Source organism: Agathobaculum butyriciproducens (genome assembly GCA_003096535.1).
Lineage (GTDB): Bacteria > Bacillota > Clostridia > Oscillospirales > Butyricicoccaceae > Agathobaculum > Agathobaculum butyriciproducens.
Genome location: QEKJ01000019.1, coordinates 1 through 18,498, shown reverse-complemented (window position 1 = coordinate 18,498; position 18,498 = coordinate 1). Strand labels below are relative to the sequence as shown.

Genomic DNA, 18,498 nt, shown 5'->3' with positions numbered 1-18,498 from the left:
TTGTGGTTTGGGAGCTTTTTCTCTGTTTATTTGAATTTTTTACAGTGTCGCAAGGGAAGCGGCGCTTTTTTTGTTTTTGTGTGAATGCGGTTTTTTTGGGGTTTTTACGGGTGCAGGATGTGGGACTAAGTGTGGGAGCAAAAATCAATGGATAGAGACGACTTTTTTCTGCGTTTTCTTCCTGCTCTCGGTCGCAAAACTGAGCACCTTTAACGAGGCGTTCGTGAACGCTTCATCGGAGAGGTGCGTATAAATATGCGACGTCATGGCAATCGACTTGTGCCCAGAAAGTCCTTTGCAACGTTGATCGGCACGTCGGCGGACTGCAAATCAGTCGCGTATGTATGCCGCAGGCAGTACGGCGTGAGATCATCAGCCACAACGACGTTTCCGGGTCGATTGCGCCGCTGGCCATCTGTGCGCCCATATCGAGATCAAGTGCCTGCTTGAACGAGCGCCACATCTGCTTCATGGACGTTTCGGTGTGCGGTCTGCCGGTAGTCGGCTGCGTAAAAAGATAGCCGCTACTCTTTTCCTCGACCTTGTGCCAGAGATCGCGCGCGGTCTTTACCCGGACGGAGTACCGCTTGCCATTATAGGTAAACGTTTTGCGGAAACATCCGTCTGATGTGTTTGTTTTTATTGTAAAACATCTTTGGTTGTAAAATAAGAGGGTAGAATGCACTCGCTAACGCTCATCGGTTGCAGCCGGTGGGCGTAATTTTTATATTTAGAACTCGCGTATCAGTACGCGCGGGATACCGATAATACGGCATCTTTCCGGGTCGGTGCCCTCGATCCGTCTGGGCGGGTGAGACGGGTTTCAGGGGCACAAGCTCTAGCCAATCCTAGCTCTGAACATAGTTGATGCGTTTGATGGTCATTTCGTCATCGCCATAGCTGATGACTCCGATCTCGCCGCTGTGGTTCCCTGGTGTTCTGCTTGAGCACCAGCACGATATCACCATTACGGAAATCAGGATACATACTGCCACCGCGGACATGCATAGCGCAGAAATCCTCCGGCTTGCGGCCCTTGAGATAGGTGTCGGGAACTTCGACCATTTTCTCTTTTGATTCTTTCTCCTAATGTCAGAACAAACACCCTTACTTTACATCAAACATTCGATTGGTTGTAATTAGTGTACCACCTGCGTGATTATAAATCACACAAGGAGGTGTAAAACATAAACGCCTGAACCTATCAGGAACTCCGTCAGGGGGGCAAGAACGACCTGATGCGGATGTATTCGAACATGGTATTGCTGACACTGGAGCAAGTCGCAAAAATCTACGGTTTTACTGACAAGCACAAAGCCAAGCGCATAATCGGCGCACCGAGAGTGTCCGGCGAGCATCGCGTGATGTACTATCTTGGCGACGTTGCGACCGACATCGTCAAGCGGCGTATTGGCATTGTACGATAAAATACACAAGAAAGAAGATTCAATGTAAAACAACAATTTCGCAGCCAATCTGGCTGCAGTCGGGAAGCACAGCTGCGGCATCAAGCCGAGCAAGCGTCTTTACTTCTGCTGGACGGAGGAGTAGCTCGAGCAGCTGACCGCTCTGTGGGATACGACGTCAAGGAGCTGTGGAAGGGAAAACGTCTGCAGATACGCTATCTGGTTATCTGCGGCGGCGACGGCACCCGTCCGTCCGGTGAGCCGTTCGTCCTGGGAGTGCAAGGGGCACTGGGTCACAAGCAGAAGCCGCAGTGCGTGCATATTTCCAACGTCCATGCCGACCTGTTGCCGACCGATGTTTACTCCGGTATGTATGCTCGCGTGACCGTCAACTTCTTCCCGTATGACGCTTCCGGCAACCGCGGCGTAGGCTTCGGTCTGGGCGCGGTATCAGTACGGTGAGGACCTTGTGAAGAAGCCTGCCGAGGCTATGCAGGAGTAAAGCGAAACCCCTCCGAGAACTGGTTTTATGCTGGCTCCTGGAGGGGCTGTTTTTATTCAGTTGCCTTCGGCGTATCTCCGTCAAAGATTACATGAGTAAAGCGGAAACGCTGCGTAACATCAGGGTACTTCTTGTGATCCACCTCGGAGGCGAACATATCATACGGCCGCGCATAAATTTTGAAGTCGCCGTAGAGCGCCTGATAGATCACCAGCGGTTCGCCGGTTTCTGTGTGCGTGGCGATAGCGAGTACCTGATACAGCTTGTTCTTAAAGTGCAAGTATTTTTCACCGACAAAAATTTTTCTTGAAACCATTCATATTTCCTCCAATCCTATATTTTTATTATAACAGAGAGGAGGGCAAAGAAAAAGAGCACACCCGCAATCAGGTGTGCTCTATTCTGATGGTTAATGCGAAAACATTCCGAACTATGAAAAAAAGTTTGTATCTTCGCATTATGGTGGACTTGAAGGGGATCGAACCCTCGACCTCTCGGATGCGAACCGAACGCTCTCCCAAACTGAGCTACAAGCCCGAATATATGTGTCAAGAAAAGCGTTTTGAGCAAACTCAACTGAACAGGGAAGAACGGGGACTGCTTTCTGTACCGCTTCCGCTCCCAACTGAGCGAATCGCCTTAATGTCAGCTTCTCGCAAGCAATTTACTGATCAAACCGAATTCTATTCGTTTAACTCGTTAAACTACTCTTGACAATGATTAATTATAACGGTAGAATAATTTCATGTCAAGCACTTTTTCCGGTGCAAAGCAAAAACAGCGTGCAGCAGCCAGCTGTGCCAAAAGGAGAATTTAACATGAAAAACAGCGAAAAAACAATGGAAAAGATCGTAGCGCTCTGCAAGGGCCGCGGCTTTGTATACTCCGGCTCGGAGATTTACGGCGGTCTTGCAAACACCTGGGACTACGGTCCGCTCGGCGTTGAGTTCAAGAACAACGTCAAGGCAGCATGGCGCAAGAAATTTGTGCAGGAGAGCCAGTACAATGTAGGTCTTGACTCCGCGATCCTGATGAACCCGATGACCTGGGTTGCTTCCGGTCATGTTGGCGGCTTCTCTGACCCGCTGATGGACTGCAAGGAGTGCAAGGAGCGTTTCCGTGCCGACAAGGTAATTGAGGACTGGTGTGCTGAGAACAACTACGATCTCGGCAAGAGTGTTGACGCACTCAGCCAGGCTGAGATGAAGGCATTCATCGACGAACATGAGATCGCATGCCCGACCTGCGGCAAGCACAACTGGACCGACATCCGTCAGTTCAATCTGATGTTCAAGACCTTCCAGGGCGTTACCGAGAACGCGAAGAACGAGCTGTATCTGCGTCCGGAGACCGCACAGGGCATCTTCGTAAACTTCCAGAATATCCAGCGCACCACCCGTAAGAAGATTCCGTTCGGCGTTGGTCAGGTAGGCAAGTCCTTCCGCAACGAGATTACTCCGGGCAACTTCACCTTCCGTACCCGCGAGTTTGAGCAGATGGAACTGGAGTTCTTCTGCAAGCCGGGCACCGACCTTGAGTGGTTCAAGTACTGGAAGGATTACTGCCACAACTTCCTGCTGTCTCTCGGCATGAAGGACGAGAACCTGCGTCTGCGCGACCACGATCCGGAGGAGCTGTCTCATTACTCCAACGCTACCACCGATATCGAGTTTATGTTCCCGTTTGGCTGGGGCGAACTGTGGGGCATTGCCGACCGCACCAATTTCGACCTGACCCAGCATCAGAACACCTCGGGTGTTTCGATGGAATACTTCGATCAGGAAGCAAATGAGAAGTATATTCCGTATGTTATCGAGCCTTCGCTTGGTGCTGACCGTGTTGCACTGGCTTTCCTGTGCGACGCTTACGACGAGGAAGTCGTAGGTCAGGACAAGAACGGCAAGGACGATGTTCGTACTGTTCTGCGTCTGCATCCGGCTCTGGCACCGTTCAAGGCTGCTGTACTGCCGCTGTCCAAGAAGCTGACCGACAAGGCTATGCCGATCTGGCAGGAGCTGGCTAAGCAGTTCTCTGTTGATTTTGACGATGCAGGCTCTATCGGTAAGCGCTACCGCCGTGAGGACGAGATCGGTACGCCGTACTGCGTAACCGTCGATTTCGAGACCGAGCAGGATGGCTGCGTAACCGTTCGTGACCGTGACACTATGGAGCAGGAGCGCATCAAGATTGAGGAAGTTGCTGCTTATATCGCAAAGAAGATCGAGTTCTGATTTTTCGCTGCTGAACATTGATCATCAAAACCGCTGCACAATCCCTGTGCGGCGGTTTTCTTTTATTTGGATGGCGAACAGGAAACACCACCCCAAAACCTATCGAAAAAATAGGGATTGGACCATCGGAAATTGGGCAATCTGCCGGAACGAAAAAAGTTTGTCGGAAAGGGTTGACAGAAGAGGGGGAGTTTAGTATAATCATAGCAATCCCAGTGAAATAATATGAATTTAGGAGACGCGGTTATGCGATACTACTTTGAAAAGCTGCTCCGCTCGAATTTCCGATTTGGGCGAATGTGAACCTTCTTTTTAGTACACGAAACGAATCAATCACTTCAAACATGTATATAAAAAGGAGATTATTATCATGGCAACTATCAAGAATACCGAAAACTGGTCCTTTGAAACCAAGCAGCTGCACATCGGTCAGGAGACCGCTGATCCGGTTACCGATTCCCGTGCAGTTCCGATCTACCAGACCACTTCTTACGTTTTCCATGACAGCCAGCATGCGGCTGACCGTTTCGGTCTGGCTGACGCAGGCAATATCTACGGTCGTCTGACCAATTCCACGCAGGATGTGTTCGAGAAGCGCATTGCAGCACTCGAGGGCGGTGTTGCCGCTCTGGCTACCGCTTCCGGCGCCGCAGCGATTACCTACACCATTCAGGCACTTGCTCAGGCCGGCGACCACATCGTAGCACAGAAGACCATCTACGGCGGCAGCTACAACCTGCTGGCACATACTCTGCCGCAGTTCGGCGTTGAGACCACCTTCGTTGATGCACACAATCTGGAAGAACTGGAAGGCGCTATCAAGGACAATACTAAGGCGGTTTACATCGAGACTCTCGGCAACCCGAATTCCGATATTCCGGATATCGAGGCTATCGCAAAGGTTGCGCACAAGCACGGTCTGCCGCTCGTAATCGACAACACTTTCGGTACCCCGTACCTCATCCGTCCAATTGAGTACGGCGCTGATATCGTTGTTCACTCTGCTACCAAGTTCATCGGCGGCCACGGCACGACCCTCGGCGGCATCATTGTTGATTCCGGCAAGTTCGACTGGAAGGCATCCGGCAAGTATGCACCGATCGCTGAGCCGAACCCGAGTTATCACGGCATCTCTTTCGCAGATGCAGTTGGTCCTGCTGCTTTCGTAACCTACATCCGCGCTATCCTGCTGCGTGATACCGGTGCTACCATTTCTCCGTTCAACGCATTTTTGCTGCTGCAGGGCACTGAGACTCTGTCTCTGCGTATCGAGCGTCACGTTGAGAACACCAAGAAGGTTGTTGAGTTCCTGACCAATCACCCGCAGGTTGAGCATGTGAACCATCCGTCTCTGCCGAATCACCCGGATCATGCTCTGTACGAGAAGTACTTCCCGAACGGCGGCGCATCCATCTTCACCTTCGATATCAAGGGCGGAAAGGAAGCAGCATTTAAGTTCATTGACAAGCTGCAGATCTTTTCTCTGTTGGCAAATGTTGCTGACGTTAAGAGCCTGGTCATCCATCCGGCAACCACCACTCACTCGCAGCTGACCGCAGAGGAGCTGGAGGATCAGGGTATCCATCAGGGCACCATCCGTCTGTCCATCGGCACCGAGAATATCAATGATATTCTGGCTGACCTCGAGCAGGCATTCAACTAAGCTGAATATCGCGTATTCCTATTTTACCTCTTACCATTTGACGAGAAAAGACCCGCTGAAAGCGGGTCTTTTCCTATCTGTACAGCAGTTTCATCCCTCGATGATGGCAAAAATGAGTGCAATTCTATCAATCGGCATAATACCACCTTTTTCGGTTTGCAGTTTATATAACCGGAAAAGGGAGCTTTATTTTTACAGCTGCGAGAAAACCTCGCCGATTGGCGCGTGAATGACCAGATCAGCACGGCGATCCGCAGGAGTAGGGGACTTATTGACCAAAACCAGCTTATTGCCGCGGTAATAGTCGATCAGACCAGCGGCCGGATACACAGCCAGCGATGTGCCGCCGATAATCAGAATATCAGCCTTGGAGATGTAGTCTACGCTCTTGTTGATCGTGTAGCTGTCGAGTCCCTCCTCGTACAGCACGACATCCGGCTTGATAATGCCGCCGCAGGAGCATCGCGGAATGCCGGTGCCCTTGGCGATATCCTCAACCGGATATGGCTTGCGGCAGCGCATGCAATAGTTGCGCAGCACCGAACCGTGCAGCTCAAGCACTTCCTTCGAGCCTGCCTTCTGGTGCAGACCGTCGATGTTCTGCGTTACAACGGCACGGCACTTGCCCTCGCGTTCCCACTCGGCCAGCTTGAGGTGAGCCGCATTCGGCTTTGCATCAAGAGCCAGCATTTTCGCCCGATAGAAGCGATAAAACTCCTCAGTTTCGCTCAAAAAGAACGTGTGGCTGAGAATGGTCTCCGGCGGGTACTTGTACTGCTGGTTGTATAGACCATCCACCGAGCGGAAATCCGGAATGCCGCTCTCGGTCGATACGCCCGCACCGCCGAAAAAGACAATGTTGTCGCTGCCGTCGATCCACTCTTTTAATTTAGCAATCTTCTCATCCATGATATTAGCTCCTTTCGTCGCTAATGAATTGAAAATTAAGGTATTTGGCACAGCCGAATAATTTAATGCACGCAAGAATAGCGGCATTTTCCATTCTCAATTCTCAATTTTCCATTATTTCGATTATTCGGTAATCGAAACTAAGCCCTCATGGCGCGGCTTTGCCGGCGTTTCCTTCTCGATGTAGCCAATTGCAGCGGAGCAGACAACGATGTGGTCCTCCGGTACGCCGTACTCAGTCAGCAGTGCACGAACCTCGGGCACGTCGCAGGTCTCGCGCAGCTGGTTGATCCAGCAGGAGCCGAGGCCAAGCTCGGTAGCCATCAGCAGCAGATTCTCCATTGCAGCAGCGCCGTCTACCAGAGCGTGGTGCTCATCCCGTTTGTAGGAAATGATAATGTTGACCGGCGCACCGTAGAAATTGTACTGCGGACCGCGATTGTCTGCCTCAGCGACGGCACGAGCCAGCTTGAGCGACTTCTCGGCGCTGTAAACAACGGTAAAGTGCCACAGATACTTGCCCATGCCGGAGGGAGCCCACTCGGCAGCTTCAACAATCTGCATGATCTGATCCTTCGGCGGCAGCTCGGACTTGAACGCGCGCGTAGAGCGGCGAGACTTGATAACTTTCATCAGGTTAGACATAGGGAAAAACCTCCTGAAACAAATAGGGATTGATATTTATAAATATAGTATATAGCATTCTGGGTGTCGTTTCAAGACAACATGAACAAAAATACGGCTGCATCTGTAAATTATCTGTGAAAACAGCGGTTTATGTGGTATACTGATTCTAATTGAAAAATAATGCGGGAGGAATCTCTTACATGATCACTATCAGCGATCTTAGCTTAAACTTCAGCGGCGAGCCGCTGTTCAAAGATGTAAACCTGAAATTTACCCAGGGCAACTGCTACGGTGTTATCGGTGCAAACGGTGCAGGCAAGTCTACATTTCTGCGCATTCTGTCCGGCGATTTGGACCCATCCACCGGCACGGTTTCGATTGCGCCCAAGACCCGTATGAGCGTACTCAAGCAGGACCACTTTGCCTTCAACGAGGAGACTGTTCTCAACACGGTTCTCGGCGGCAACGAGCGTCTGCTTGAGGTCATGCACGAAAAGGATGCGCTCTACATGAAGGATCCGTTCACCGAGGAGGACGGCAACAGGGCTGCCGAGCTGGAGTCCGAGTTTGCTGAAATGGGCGGTTGGGACGCCGAGACCGAGGCCAGCCAGCTGCTGAACGGTCTGGGTCTGGATGCAGATGCCATCCTGTACACCGAGATGAAGAACCTCGGTGACGTCGAGAAGGTCAAGGTGCTGCTGGCGCGTGCACTGTTCGGCAAGCCGGATATCCTGCTGCTGGACGAGCCTACCAACCATCTGGATATTCAGGCAGTCCGCTGGCTGGAGGACTTCCTTGCCGATTTTGAGGGCACCGTCCTCGTTGTATCGCATGACCGTCATTTCCTGAACAATGTATGTACCCATATTGTTGATATCGACTACGGCAAGATCAAGCTGTATGTCGGCAACTACGAGTTCTGGTATGAGTCCTCTCAGCTGGTTCAGCGCATGATCAAGGATCAGAACCGCAAGAACGAGGAAAAGATCAAGGAACTGCAGAACTTCATTCAGCGTTTTGCGGCAAACAAGTCCAAGTCCCGTCAGGCGACCAGCCGCCGCAAGCTGATCGACAAGCTGTCCGTCGAGGAAATGCCGGCTTCGTCCCGCCGTTACCCGTGGGTAGCGTTTGACGCGGACCGTGAGGCAGGCAAGGACATTCTCGAGGTGCGCGGCATCTCCAAGACCATCGACGGCGAGAAGGTGCTCGACAACGTATCTTTCATCGTGCGCCGCGGTGACAAGATTGCGTTCATCTCGGATAACGAGCTGGCAATGACTACGCTGTTCCAGATTCTTATGGGTGAGATGAAACCGGATGAGGGCAGCTTCAAGTGGGGTGTCACCACCTCGCAGAGCTATTTCCCCAAGGACAACAACGAGTTCTTCGAGGGCCACGAGGAGAATATGCTCGACTGGATCGCGCCGTATTCCCGCACGGATACACTGGAATCCACACTGCGCGGCTTCCTCGGCCGTATGCTGTTCTCCGGCGACGATGTTTACAAGCCGGTTCGCGTACTGTCCGGCGGTGAGAAGGTTCGCCTGATGCTGGCGCGCATGATGCTGTTCGGCTCGAACGTGCTCGTCATCGACCAGCCGACCAACCACCTTGATCTGGAATCCATCACCGCAGTCAACAACGGCGTTCGTGATTTCAAGGGCACCGTGCTGTTTGCTTCCCACGACCACGAGTTCGTGCAGACCATTGCGACCCGTATTATCGAAATTCGTGAAAAGGGCGTTCTGGACAAGGAATGCACCTATGACGAGTTCCTCGAGTTCCGCGAGACCTACAAGGGCTGATGCCGGAGCGCTTTCGGCGCGGTCTGAACGGCCTGCTCGTGCTGCTGATACTGGGTGCGTTGGCATATGCCTCGGCGCTGCTGTTCGGCTGGAACTGTCCGATCAAATACTTGACCGGTGTGCCGTGTCCCGGCTGCGGACTGAGCCGCGCACTTGCCGCTCTGCTCCGACTGGACTTTCGTACGGCACTGCGGTTTCACCCGATGGTTTTCGTGCTGCCGCCGGTCGTTTTGTACGCGCTGTTTGGCAAAAAGCCGCTTTTCGGCTCCAAAAACCTCGAGCGCGTGCTGCTGTGGAGCGTTATCGTGCTGGATATCGCAATTTGGCTGATACGTCTCGCGCTGCATGACCCGCTGATTTTTTGAAGATTTCCCGCTCGAACTGTACTGCACGGTTCGAGCGGATTTTGTTTTATTCGACATTTTGTGCAATATGCAAAGATTAGCCGGAAATTTGATCGGGTTTTGCTGTACTTTTTCGTATGCACATGCTATACTGTTGCCAAAGGAGGGGATAGTTTATGATGTTTGGAATTGACAGCCTGTATGTCTGGCTGGCTGTCATTATCATCAGTGTAGCGGTAGAGGCGTTTACACTCACATTGTGCGGCATCTGGTTCGCTGCCGGCGGTGTCGCGGCACTCATTGCAGCCAGCCTTTCGGTCGGACTGATGGGGCAGTGGATTGTGTTCATCGTGTTCTCCGCGCTGCTGCTTGTACTGGTGCGTCCGCTCTGCCGCCGTTTTCTCGGCAGTCGGCAGCAGGCAACCAACGCAGATCGTATCATCGGACAGGCTGCCGTTGTTACCGAACCGATTGACAATGTTCTGGAGACCGGTGCGGTGAAAATCAACGGAAAGATCTGGACAGCCCGCAGTACGACTGACGCGCAAATTGCAATCGGGACAAGAGTCACGGTTGTGGAGATCCGCGGCGTCAAGGCGATTGTAAAACCGAACCAACTGTAAAGGAGCGTTATCATGGATTATATTATTGTACCCATCATCTGGATTGTGCTGATTGTTCTGCTCATCGCGTTCATTGCAAGCAATATCGTGATCGTGCCGCAGGCGAAGGCGTATGTTATCGAGCGTCTCGGTACCTACCGTGACACATGGAGCACCGGCCTGCATTTCAAGGTGCCGCTGTTTGAGCGCATTGCCCGCAAGGTAACCCTCAAGGAGCAGGTAGTCGATTTCCCGCCGCAGCCGGTTATCACCAAGGATAATGTAACCATGCAGATCGACACGGTCGTGTACTTCCAGATTACCGACCCGAAGCTGTTTGCATACGGTATCGAAAGCCCGATGGCGGCAATCGAAAATCTGACTGCAACCACACTGCGAAACATCATCGGTGATCTTGAGCTTGACCAGACGCTGACCAGCCGCGATATCATCAACACCAAAATGCGCTCCATCCTCGATGAAGCGACCGATGACTGGGGCATTAAAGTAAATCGCGTGGAGCTGAAAAACATCATTCCGCCGGCTGCCATTCAGGAATCTATGGAGAAGCAGATGAAGGCCGAGCGCGAACGCCGTGAGTCCATTCTGGTAGCGGAAGGTAAAAAGCAGTCCGCGATTCTGGTGGCTGAAGGCGAAAAGGAAGCAACTGTTCTTGCTGCAGAGGCAAATCGCCTTGCCAAGATCAAGGAGGCCGAAGGTGAAGCGGAAGCGCTGCTTACCGTGCAGAAGGCACTGGCAGACTCCATCACTCTGCTGAATGAAGCGGCACCGACCGAGCAGGTTATCAAGCTGAAATCTCTCGAGGCATTCAGCAGCGCCGCCGACGGCAAGGCAACCAAGATCATCATCCCGAGCGAGATTCAGAGCCTTGCGGGTCTGGCAACTTCATTCAAGGAAGTTATGACCGATCCGAAGCGTGAACAGCCCGAAAAGTAAAAATTGCGTTCAAGTCCTGCAGACCGTATCCGGCCTGCAGGACTTTTTTGCACGCAAAATTGTCATTTGTGTCCGACTCGATTCTTGACAGAAGTGGACTGGAATGTTATCATAAGTTGAATAGATATGCACATATTGCGGGAGGGATCAAATTGTCGGCAAAGCATACAGACGCAGAACTGGAGTGCTGCGAGGAGCATATCGTCCATACAGATGCAGTTATGGCAGCGCGCAGCGCAATGCCGGCAGAGGAGATCACTACAGCCGCATCAGATTTTTTCAAAGCGTTTTCCGACAAGACCCGCTTGCGGATACTGGCGGCGCTCGTTTCCGCGGAGCTGTGTGTCTGCGATATTGCATCGCTGCTGAACATGAGCCAGTCCGCGATATCGCATCAGCTTCGTTTTTTGAAGCAGGCGCGGCTGGTCAAGAGTCGAAAAAACGGAAAAACAGTATACTATGCGCTGTGCGATGATCATATTCAGACCATTTTGGCACAGGGAATCGCGCACGTGCAGGAGGGATAAACGGAATGAGCGAAAATAACCGCCCTGATTCGGAACAGAAGAAGGACCAGACAACGGCGGAAGATATTTTAGCACAGGTCGATTCGATTTTAGCGGATCTGGAAAATTCGGCAGTAGCGCAGCTGTTTGCCGCTCCGGAAAAACCTAAACCCGAAGAGAATAAAAAACTGCCTGAAAAAGAAGAATCAGCGCCGCCCGGCGAGCCTGAGCCGCCGGACAAGAATGCAGAACAGCCGGAAGCCGATACATCGCACCAAAGTGAAAGCGAATCTCCGGAGGCGGAAACGCCGCCCGAGGAAGCGGCGGCAGCTGAGCCTGCAAAGCCCTCGGAGGAATCAGACGCAGCTGAGGAATCGCCGGAAAATTCGGAAGACGAATTTGACGAAGAAGAAGATTCGTCGGATGAGACCGAAGACGAGGGCGACTGGGACGAACCGGAATTTGACGACGAAGGTATAGAGGACGAGCTTCCTGAGGAAGAACAATCAGAGGAAGCGGAATTCGAGCCTATCATAGAGGAAAAGCCGGACAGGCTGCAGAAGCTAAAAGAAAAACTGAAAAACCATGAAAAGGACAAGGCGGAGAAAAAGGAACAGGCAAAATCCGCACCTAAGGAGAAGCCTAAACCAAAGGATGAAAAAAAGCCGGAGGAAAAGAAGCCGGAACCGTCAGTAATCGAAGCTCCGGAGGACGCGGACGATACCACCGGTATGAATTTCGTGCAGAAGGCACAGTACCGGGCGAAAATGCGTCGGCGTGAGCAGACCCGTCTGCGGCGAGAAAATGCACGCCGTATACAGGAAGGTGCTGAAGTGACCTATCAGCCGATGACACGGCTGGATATGCAGAGTGTAGGTGCACGGCTGGCTGCCGCGGCAATCGTTCTTGTGGCCGGAATCGCAATGGGAGATTCGAGCGCGGCATTGCCGCTCTGCCTGCTGGCGTTTTTGATCACAGCGCTGCCGATTGCAGCGCGTGTGCTGACCAATCTGACACACGGCTCGTTTTTCGATGAATATCTGCTCGTGCTAATAGCGTCTATCGGCGCATTCGCGCTCGGCAGCCGTGCAGAAGCAACGGTTGTGCTCATCCTGTTCGAGATTGGCAAAATCGCAGGTGATATCGTTCTGGCATCCACCTATCAGGCGTTGCCGCAGCAGCATGATTTCATGCCGGAAAAGGCAACGGTCGTCAACATGAAGGGCGAACAGCGTCAGGTTCCGCTGGCAGATATCCGTCTGGGCGAGCTGGTTCTGGTGCACTCGGGTGAGCGCGTACCGATTGACGGTGTTGTGCTTCGCGGAGACGGCACGGTGGATGACAGCGTGCTTACCGGCGAAAACGTGCCGATGGCAGTTGATAAGAATACGCGTGTGCTGGCAGGCAGCCGGTATAACGGCTCTCTGATGCTGATTCGTGTGATCTCGCGCTACGAGGACTGCGCGGTTCGTCAGATTCGCCGCGTACAGAATGCAGCTGCCGAACACAAGGCAGCGTTGGAAAACAGTGCGCAGCGTAATGCCAAGCGCCTGGTTCCGGTTGTGATCGTCATTGCCGTACTGGCAGCCGCACTTCCGCCGCTGTTCATGCCCGGTTCGGATATGACCGGCTGGGTATATCGCGGACTGACGCTTCTCATCGCCTGCTGTCCGACCGCACTGGCGTTGGCTGTACCGCTTGCTTTTGTATGCGGCGGCGGCCGACTTGAGAGCGAAGGCGTTCACATGAAGGGCAGCGAAGCGATGGAACGGACTGCAGATCTGCGTCTGGTCGTATTCAACAAGACCGGCACAGTGACCACCGGCAATCTGCAGGTTAAAAAGATTTATCCCACGCAGGAGTTCTCCGAAAAGAACTGTCTGGCACTTGCCGCAGCAGCCGAGCAGCTTTCGCAGCATCCGGTTGCACGCGCAATCGTAAGTGCATGCCGGGAAAAGCTGCCGAAGATCGAGGAATTCGAGGAATTCCCGGGCCGCGGCGTGCGCGCCCGTATCGGTGATCACGTTCTGCTGGTAGGCAACCGAAAGCTGATGGTCTCCCGCGGTGTCAAGGGCTTGCCGGATATCGACGGCACGGTTGTTTACATCGCCTGTGAAGGGGAGCACATCGGCGTGATTGAATTGGAGGATACGGTTCGTCCGTCCGCTGCTGACGCGATCAAGAAGATCAAGGATCAGGGCGTTGAGCGTACTGTACTTATCACCGGTGACGCTGAGACACCAACCCAGCGAATTGCAAATGCCGCCGGTATCGATACCGTTCACTGCAGCTTGATGCCCGAGGAAAAGCAAGCGAAGCTGGACTTTATGATGCGCACGATTCCGACAGACGGTACGACCGCCTATGTCGGCGACGGCGTAAGCGATATCGAGCAGCTCAAGATGGCTGATGTCGGTGTGGCAATGGGCACGCGCGGCTCCCGCTATTCAGCGGATGCGGCGAATGTACTGATTACCGCAAATGATCTGAGCGGTCTCGGCGAAGCTGTTCAGGTCTGCAAGAGTACACACGGAGTGGCAATGCAGAATCTGACACTGCTGGCCGCCATCAAGCTGGTACTTGCTGTACTGGCGCTGATCGGTCTGGCGCAGATGTGGATGGCAGTTGTCGTTGATGCCGTACTCACGGCGCTGACTGTGTTCAATACGTCCCGACTGCTCGGCAGTAAGCCGGAAATTTCAGAGGAATAAGCAAAACGCGAAGAAAGTGTAAAGGCTTTCTTCGCGTTTCTTTTTTGTTTTGTGTACTTTCTGCGCGAAAACAGTCAAAAACAGTATGGTTTTTTTCGGAAGGATATGATACAATAATCTGTATGAATGAAAATGGAGGAATACGTCTTGCATAAAAAGATGGAAGCCATTTTGTCCCGTGTACAGAAGCCGGCACGCTACGTCGGCGGTGAATGGGGCTCGGTGATGAAAGATAAAAAGAACATCGATCTGAGATTTGCGTTCTGTTTTCCGGATACCTATGAGGTTGCCATGTCTCACCTCGGTTCGCGTATCCTTTACGGCCTGCTCAATGATCAGAAGGGCATCTGGTGCGAACGCGTCTGCGCGCCATGGATCGACATGGAGGCTGAAATGCGCGAGGCCGGTCTGCCGCTGTATGGTCTGGAGAGCGGTGATCCGCTTTATGACTTTGATATTATCGCGTTTACGCTGCAGTATGAGCTGTCGTTTTCCAACATTCTGAATATGCTGGATCTCGGCGGTATTCCGGTGCTGGCAAAGGACCGTACCGAACTCAAGCATATTGTAGCCTGCGGCGGTCCGTGTGCCTACAATCCGGAGCCGCTGGCTGACTTCGTTGACCTGTTCATGATCGGCGACGGCGAGGAGATCATGCTGGAATTTACCGATCTGTACCGCAAGGCCAAGCGCGAAGGCTGGTCTAAGCAGGAATTCCTGATTGCGGCAGCACAGATCGAGGGCATGTATGTACCTTCGCTGTACGAGGTCAAGTACCACGAGAACGGCACAATTGAGAGCGTTACGCCGACACACGGCGCACCCGCACTCGTGCAGAAGCGCATCGTCAAGGATCTGGATACCATGTACTATCCGGAGTCCTTCGTCGTGCCCTCGACGGATATTGTGTTCGACCGTGCGATGATCGAGTTGTTCCGCGGCTGTCCGCGCGGCTGCCGATTCTGTCAGGCCGGCCACACGTATCGTCCGCTGCGCACCAAGTCCAAGGAAGTGCTGCTCAAGCAGGCGCAGGCGGTGCTCAAGAACTCCGGTTACGAGGAAATCTCTCTGTCCTCGCTGTCTACCAGTGACTACGGTGAGCTGTCCGGTCTGACCGAGTGCATGCTCGACTATTGTGAGCCGCGGCATATCAGCCTGTCGCTGCCTTCTCTTCGTGCGGACAGCTTTTCCGCCGAACTGATGGAGCGCGTACAGAAAACCCGCAAAAGCGGCCTGACGTTCGCATGTGAGGCCGGTACGCAGCGCCTGCGTGATGTTATCAACAAGAACATCCGCGAGGAGGATGTACTACATGCCTGCGAGATTGCCTTTCAAGGCGGCTGGAATAACGTCAAGCTCTATTTCATGATGGGTCTGCCGACCGAGACATACGAGGATCTGGACGGCATTTCCGACATTTGCAAAAAGGTCGCCTATTGCTGGCGTGAGAACACGCCCAACCGTGCGCGCGGCGTGCGTATCACAGCGTCGGCTTCGTGCTTTGTGCCCAAGCCCCAGACCCCGTTCCAGTGGGACGCGCAGGACACGCTCGAGCAGTTCCGCGAGAAGCAGGCGCACCTCAAGGTGGTCATGAAAACCAAGAATGTCACCTACAACTGGCATGATGCCGAGACCTCGGTGCTCGAGGGCGTTATTGCACGCGGCGACCGCCGTCAGGGCAAGGCGATTCTGCTGGCGTGGCAGCGCGGCTGCAAGATGGACGGCTGGGATCAGTGCTTCGACTTTGACAAGTGGATGCAGGCGTTTCGCGACTGCGGACTCGATCCAGAGTTCTACGCATCTCGTCAGCGTCCGATGGACGAGGTGTTCCCGTGGGATCACATCGGCTGCGGCACGCGCAAGGAGCATCTCAAGCGTGAGTGGGAGCGTTCCCGCGAAGCGGCTATCACGCCGGACTGTATGCACCAGTGTGCCGGCTGCGGCGCAAGCGCTCTGCTGAAGGGAGGCAAGTGCCATGTTTAAGGCTCGAATGAAATTTGCCAAAGAAGGAAGAGCCAAGTATATCTCTCACCTTGATCTGATGCACGCTATGCAGCGTTCGATGGCACGCTGCCAGATGCCGCTGTGGTTCACCGAGGGTTTCAATCAGCACGCCTACGTTTCGGTGGCGCTGCCGCTCTCGACCGGCTACTCCGGCGAGTGCGAATTTCTGGATTTCAATATCACGGCAGAAGCCGTGCCGGAAAATGCGGTGGAAGCGCTCAATGATGTATTTCCCGAGGGCCTGCGTGCAATCGAGATTTACCCGCTTGCCGACGGCGGCATGAAGGTCGGTTCAATTGAATGGTCGCAGTACCGCATCACATGGGGTTTTGAGGATGGTACGCCCAAGGGCTTTGCCGACGATGTGCGCAATCTGTTCCGCCGCCCCATGGTCGAGATCGTCAAGCGTTCCAAGCGCGGCGAAAAGACGGTCAATATGCGTGAGCTGATGCGCGATCTGACCGTTACTGACGGCCCTGATGAGGTGACCGCTGTTGTCACCACCGCTGCCGGCAATAACAACATGAGTCCGGAATATCTGACCCGTGCCATTCGGCAGTATCTGCCGCAGTACGAGATTCCGTTCAGCGCGTACCACCGCATGAACGTGTTTACTTCTGACGGCACTCCATTTCGATAAAAGGAGAGTTTCATGGCAACCCAGAATGTTTCCGAAGAACAGCTGCAATCGCAGTTTACCTATATTGACGCAGTAGCCCGCCTATTGGGGGACAAGCGCCCCAAAGCCTATACGCATACGTTCGGCTGCCAGCAGAACGAGGCGGATACCGAGCGTATCCGCGGCATGCTGTCCGAAATGGGCTACGAAATGACCGATACGCCCGACGAGGCAGATTTTATTCTGTTCAACACCTGTGCTGTGCGTGAGCATGCCGAGGATCGTGCGTTCGGCAACGTCGGCGCACTCCGCCATCTGAAAAAGGAGCGCCCGGGCATTGTTATTGCAATGTGCGGCTGCATGGCCCAGCAGGAGAAAAACGTCGAGAAGATTAAGAAAAGCTATCCGCAGGTCAATCTTCTGTTCGGCACGCATGCGCTCTGGCGATTTCCGTCGCTGCTGTACCGCGTGCTGACCGAGAAAAAGCGCGTGTTCGACATCGGCGGCGAGGATGATATCGCCGAAGGTCTGCCGGTGCTGCGTGCCAAGGGCGCAAAGGCGTGGCTGTCCATCATGTACGGCTGCAACAATTTCTGCACCTACTGCATCGTGCCGTATGTGCGCGGCAGAGAGCGTAGCCGCCGACCGGAGGAGATCGAGAAAGAACTGCGTGAGCTGGTCGCGGCGGGTTACAAGGAGATTACGTTGCTCGGCCAGAATGTCAACTCCTATGGCAAGGATCTCGGCATTGACGTGAATTTTGCCGATCTTCTGCGCCGTCTCAACGCCGTGCCCGGCGATTTCTGGCTGCGGTTTATGACAAGCCACCCGAAGGACGCGTCTCCCAAGCTGTTTTCCACCATGGCGGAGTGCGGCAAGGTCGCAAAGCAGCTGCATCTGCCGTTCCAGTCGGGCAGCGACGAGATTCTGCACCGCATGAACCGCCGCTATACGGCAGAACACTACAAATCGCTGATTGCGGATGCACGGTCGAAAATGCCGGATATTACGCTGTCAAGCGATATTATCGTCGGTTTCCCGGGCGAAACGGACGAGGATTTCGAGCAGACCCTGAAGCTGGTGCAGGATACCCGGTTTGATCTGCTGTTTACCTTCCTGTATTCGCCTCGCACGGGCACGCCCGCAGCCTCCTATGAGGATAACGCTACGCCGCAGGATAAGCAGCGCCGCTTCGAGCGCCTGCTCAAGGCGCAGGATGAAATCGTTGCTGAAAAGCAGACGGCGTATCAGGGTAAAAAATTGCGTCTGCTTGTAGACGGCAATGCCAAAGGACCGGAATATCCGTTTACCGCCCGTACCGAGGGCAACCTGCTCGTGTGCGTGCGCGGTGACGATATCAAAATCGGTGAATTTATCGAGGCAGAGATCGAGAAAACCTCGCTTCGCTGTCTGTTTGCACACAAATTATAAGAAAGAGGTAAGAACATGGCTGAACTGACGCCCATGATGCAGCAGTATTTTGAGATCAAAAACAAAAATAAAGATTACATTCTGTTTGAACTGCACCCCATTTGTTAGACAGTATGGTATACTATCTAACAAGTGGGGTGTTTTGCTATGCCAAAAGGAGTACCAAACAAACGATATACGC

At 53.4% G+C, this 18,498-nt stretch carries 20 protein-coding genes and 1 tRNA gene; 16 read left to right on the top strand and 5 right to left on the bottom strand.

Translation table 11 applies throughout. From position 1 onward, the window contains the following. Nucleotides 1–344 precede the first annotated feature (344 nt). Nucleotides 345–521: a hypothetical protein gene (locus C7386_RS13515; protein ID WP_165815542.1), complete on the top strand. Its 177-nt coding sequence runs from the start codon at nucleotides 345–347 to the stop codon at nucleotides 519–521. Between the two features lie 367 nt (nucleotides 522–888). Here C7386_RS13515 and C7386_RS11265 read toward each other — a convergent pair whose 3' ends face one another. After that, a complete protein-coding gene (locus tag C7386_RS11265) occupies nucleotides 889–1,065 on the bottom strand; it encodes a S24 family peptidase (RefSeq protein WP_110436752.1) in 177 nt (58 codons plus the stop codon). Nucleotides 1,066–1,256: 191 nt separating this feature from the next. Between C7386_RS11265 and C7386_RS13510 the strand changes: the two genes are divergently transcribed. Together C7386_RS13510 and C7386_RS11255 are read left to right on the top strand one after the other, a co-directional pair. Next, nucleotides 1,257–1,427 (top strand): hypothetical protein, encoded by a 171-nt coding sequence (locus C7386_RS13510; protein WP_158577985.1) that lies wholly within the window; start codon nucleotides 1,257–1,259, stop codon nucleotides 1,425–1,427. Between the two features lie 144 nt (nucleotides 1,428–1,571). Beyond that, a complete protein-coding gene (locus C7386_RS11255) occupies nucleotides 1,572–1,868 on the top strand; it encodes an ssDNA-binding protein (RefSeq protein ID WP_195385563.1) in 297 nt (98 codons plus the stop codon). Between the two features lie 92 nt (nucleotides 1,869–1,960). On the opposite strand, the gene C7386_RS11250 is transcribed toward C7386_RS11255, so the two are convergent. Further along, nucleotides 1,961–2,224 carry a DUF1653 domain-containing protein gene (locus C7386_RS11250; RefSeq protein ID WP_110436755.1) on the bottom strand — a complete coding sequence of 88 codons (264 nt, stop codon included), beginning with the start codon at nucleotides 2,222–2,224 and terminating at the stop codon, nucleotides 1,961–1,963. Between the two features lie 144 nt (nucleotides 2,225–2,368). After that, nucleotides 2,369–2,445, bottom strand: a tRNA-Ala gene (locus tag C7386_RS11245). Nucleotides 2,446–2,726: 281 nt separating this feature from the next. Between C7386_RS11245 and C7386_RS11240 the strand changes: the two genes are divergently transcribed. From C7386_RS11240 to C7386_RS11235, 3 genes are all read left to right on the top strand, one after another. Beyond that, nucleotides 2,727–4,139 carry a glycine--tRNA ligase gene (locus tag C7386_RS11240; RefSeq protein ID WP_110436756.1) on the top strand — a complete coding sequence of 471 codons (1,413 nt, stop codon included), beginning with the start codon at nucleotides 2,727–2,729 and terminating at the stop codon, nucleotides 4,137–4,139. Nucleotides 4,140–4,156: 17 nt separating this feature from the next. Next, the gene (locus C7386_RS13505; protein ID WP_165815541.1) at nucleotides 4,157–4,363 is read left to right on the top strand and encodes a hypothetical protein; all 207 of its coding nucleotides are present in this window, start codon (nucleotides 4,157–4,159) and stop codon (nucleotides 4,361–4,363) included. Between the two features lie 146 nt (nucleotides 4,364–4,509). Continuing rightward, complete coding sequence (locus tag C7386_RS11235; protein WP_110436757.1) at nucleotides 4,510–5,802, top strand: O-acetylhomoserine aminocarboxypropyltransferase/cysteine synthase family protein; 1,293 nt, start codon at nucleotides 4,510–4,512, stop codon at nucleotides 5,800–5,802. A 192-nt stretch (nucleotides 5,803–5,994) separates the two neighbouring features. Here the strand turns inward: C7386_RS11235 and C7386_RS11230 are convergent, their stop codons facing one another. Together C7386_RS11230 and C7386_RS11225 are read right to left on the bottom strand one after the other, a co-directional pair. Continuing rightward, on the bottom strand, nucleotides 5,995–6,711 hold the full coding sequence (locus C7386_RS11230) for an NAD-dependent protein deacylase (protein WP_110436758.1): 717 nt from the start codon (nucleotides 6,709–6,711) through the stop codon (nucleotides 5,995–5,997). Between the two features lie 123 nt (nucleotides 6,712–6,834). After that, nucleotides 6,835–7,356 carry a nitroreductase family protein gene (locus C7386_RS11225; protein ID WP_110436759.1) on the bottom strand — a complete coding sequence of 174 codons (522 nt, stop codon included), beginning with the start codon at nucleotides 7,354–7,356 and terminating at the stop codon, nucleotides 6,835–6,837. Nucleotides 7,357–7,538: 182 nt separating this feature from the next. On the opposite strand from C7386_RS11225, the gene C7386_RS11220 reads away from it, so the two are divergent. The 10 genes from C7386_RS11220 to C7386_RS11175 all read left to right on the top strand — a co-directional run bounded on the left by C7386_RS11220 (nucleotide 7,539) and on the right by C7386_RS11175 (nucleotide 18,425). Then, nucleotides 7,539–9,143 carry an ABC-F family ATP-binding cassette domain-containing protein gene (locus C7386_RS11220; RefSeq protein ID WP_110436760.1) on the top strand — a complete coding sequence of 535 codons (1,605 nt, stop codon included), beginning with the start codon at nucleotides 7,539–7,541 and terminating at the stop codon, nucleotides 9,141–9,143. Continuing rightward, nucleotides 9,143–9,508, top strand: coding sequence for a DUF2752 domain-containing protein (locus C7386_RS11215; protein ID WP_110436761.1), 366 nt, complete (start codon nucleotides 9,143–9,145; stop codon nucleotides 9,506–9,508). Before C7386_RS11220 ends, C7386_RS11215 begins: the two co-directional genes overlap by 1 nt. Nucleotides 9,509–9,663: 155 nt before the next feature. Next, nucleotides 9,664–10,110: an NfeD family protein gene (locus C7386_RS11210; protein WP_116705574.1), complete on the top strand. Its 447-nt coding sequence runs from the start codon at nucleotides 9,664–9,666 to the stop codon at nucleotides 10,108–10,110. A gap of 12 nt (nucleotides 10,111–10,122) precedes the next feature. Next, nucleotides 10,123–11,046, top strand: a complete 924-nt coding sequence (locus C7386_RS11205; RefSeq protein WP_110436763.1) for an SPFH domain-containing protein — start codon at nucleotides 10,123–10,125, stop codon at nucleotides 11,044–11,046. 152 nt (nucleotides 11,047–11,198) lie between these two features. Beyond that, on the top strand, nucleotides 11,199–11,573 hold the full coding sequence (locus tag C7386_RS11200; protein WP_459702508.1) for an ArsR/SmtB family transcription factor: 375 nt from the start codon (nucleotides 11,199–11,201) through the stop codon (nucleotides 11,571–11,573). 5 nt (nucleotides 11,574–11,578) lie between these two features. After that, nucleotides 11,579–14,263 carry a heavy metal translocating P-type ATPase gene (locus C7386_RS11195; RefSeq protein ID WP_116705573.1) on the top strand — a complete coding sequence of 895 codons (2,685 nt, stop codon included), beginning with the start codon at nucleotides 11,579–11,581 and terminating at the stop codon, nucleotides 14,261–14,263. A 132-nt stretch (nucleotides 14,264–14,395) separates the two neighbouring features. Further along, entirely contained in the window at nucleotides 14,396–16,246 is a 1,851-nt protein-coding gene (locus C7386_RS11190) for a TIGR03960 family B12-binding radical SAM protein (RefSeq protein ID WP_110437222.1), read from the top strand. Then, nucleotides 16,239–16,907, top strand: coding sequence for a TIGR03936 family radical SAM-associated protein (locus tag C7386_RS11185; protein ID WP_110436765.1), 669 nt, complete (start codon nucleotides 16,239–16,241; stop codon nucleotides 16,905–16,907). The genes C7386_RS11190 and C7386_RS11185 overlap by 8 nt, the downstream gene beginning before the upstream one ends. A 12-nt stretch (nucleotides 16,908–16,919) precedes the next feature. Continuing rightward, nucleotides 16,920–18,317 carry a tRNA (N6-isopentenyl adenosine(37)-C2)-methylthiotransferase MiaB gene (gene miaB / locus C7386_RS11180; RefSeq protein ID WP_110436766.1) on the top strand — a complete coding sequence of 466 codons (1,398 nt, stop codon included), beginning with the start codon at nucleotides 16,920–16,922 and terminating at the stop codon, nucleotides 18,315–18,317. Nucleotides 18,318–18,332: 15 nt separating this feature from the next. Continuing rightward, nucleotides 18,333–18,425: a MutS N-terminal domain-containing protein gene (locus C7386_RS11175; protein ID WP_116705572.1), complete on the top strand. Its 93-nt coding sequence runs from the start codon at nucleotides 18,333–18,335 to the stop codon at nucleotides 18,423–18,425. Nucleotides 18,426–18,498: the final 73 nt, after the last annotated feature.

Coding starts and splice junctions, on each gene's coding strand:
- C7386_RS13515 (WP_165815542.1), top strand. CDS start 345: ATGCCGCAGGCAGTACGGCGTGAGATCATCAGCCACAACGACGTTTCC.
- C7386_RS11230 (WP_110436758.1), bottom strand. CDS start 6,711: ATGGATGAGAAGATTGCTAAATTAAAAGAGTGGATCGACGGCAGCGAC.
- C7386_RS11220 (WP_110436760.1), top strand. CDS start 7,539: ATGATCACTATCAGCGATCTTAGCTTAAACTTCAGCGGCGAGCCGCTG.
- C7386_RS11235 (WP_110436757.1), top strand. CDS start 4,510: ATGGCAACTATCAAGAATACCGAAAACTGGTCCTTTGAAACCAAGCAG.
- C7386_RS11185 (WP_110436765.1), top strand. CDS start 16,239: ATGTTTAAGGCTCGAATGAAATTTGCCAAAGAAGGAAGAGCCAAGTAT.
- C7386_RS11225 (WP_110436759.1), bottom strand. CDS start 7,356: ATGTCTAACCTGATGAAAGTTATCAAGTCTCGCCGCTCTACGCGCGCG.
- C7386_RS11175 (WP_116705572.1), top strand. CDS start 18,333: ATGGCTGAACTGACGCCCATGATGCAGCAGTATTTTGAGATCAAAAAC.
- C7386_RS11190 (WP_110437222.1), top strand. CDS start 14,396: ATGGAGGAATACGTCTTGCATAAAAAGATGGAAGCCATTTTGTCCCGT.
- C7386_RS11215 (WP_110436761.1), top strand. CDS start 9,143: ATGCCGGAGCGCTTTCGGCGCGGTCTGAACGGCCTGCTCGTGCTGCTG.
- C7386_RS11265 (WP_110436752.1), bottom strand. CDS start 1,065: ATGGTCGAAGTTCCCGACACCTATCTCAAGGGCCGCAAGCCGGAGGAT.
- C7386_RS11205 (WP_110436763.1), top strand. CDS start 10,123: ATGGATTATATTATTGTACCCATCATCTGGATTGTGCTGATTGTTCTG.
- C7386_RS13510 (WP_158577985.1), top strand. CDS start 1,257: ATGGTATTGCTGACACTGGAGCAAGTCGCAAAAATCTACGGTTTTACT.
- miaB (WP_110436766.1), top strand. CDS start 16,920: ATGGCAACCCAGAATGTTTCCGAAGAACAGCTGCAATCGCAGTTTACC.
- C7386_RS11195 (WP_116705573.1), top strand. CDS start 11,579: ATGAGCGAAAATAACCGCCCTGATTCGGAACAGAAGAAGGACCAGACA.
- C7386_RS11250 (WP_110436755.1), bottom strand. CDS start 2,224: ATGGTTTCAAGAAAAATTTTTGTCGGTGAAAAATACTTGCACTTTAAG.
- C7386_RS11210 (WP_116705574.1), top strand. CDS start 9,664: ATGATGTTTGGAATTGACAGCCTGTATGTCTGGCTGGCTGTCATTATC.
- C7386_RS11240 (WP_110436756.1), top strand. CDS start 2,727: ATGAAAAACAGCGAAAAAACAATGGAAAAGATCGTAGCGCTCTGCAAG.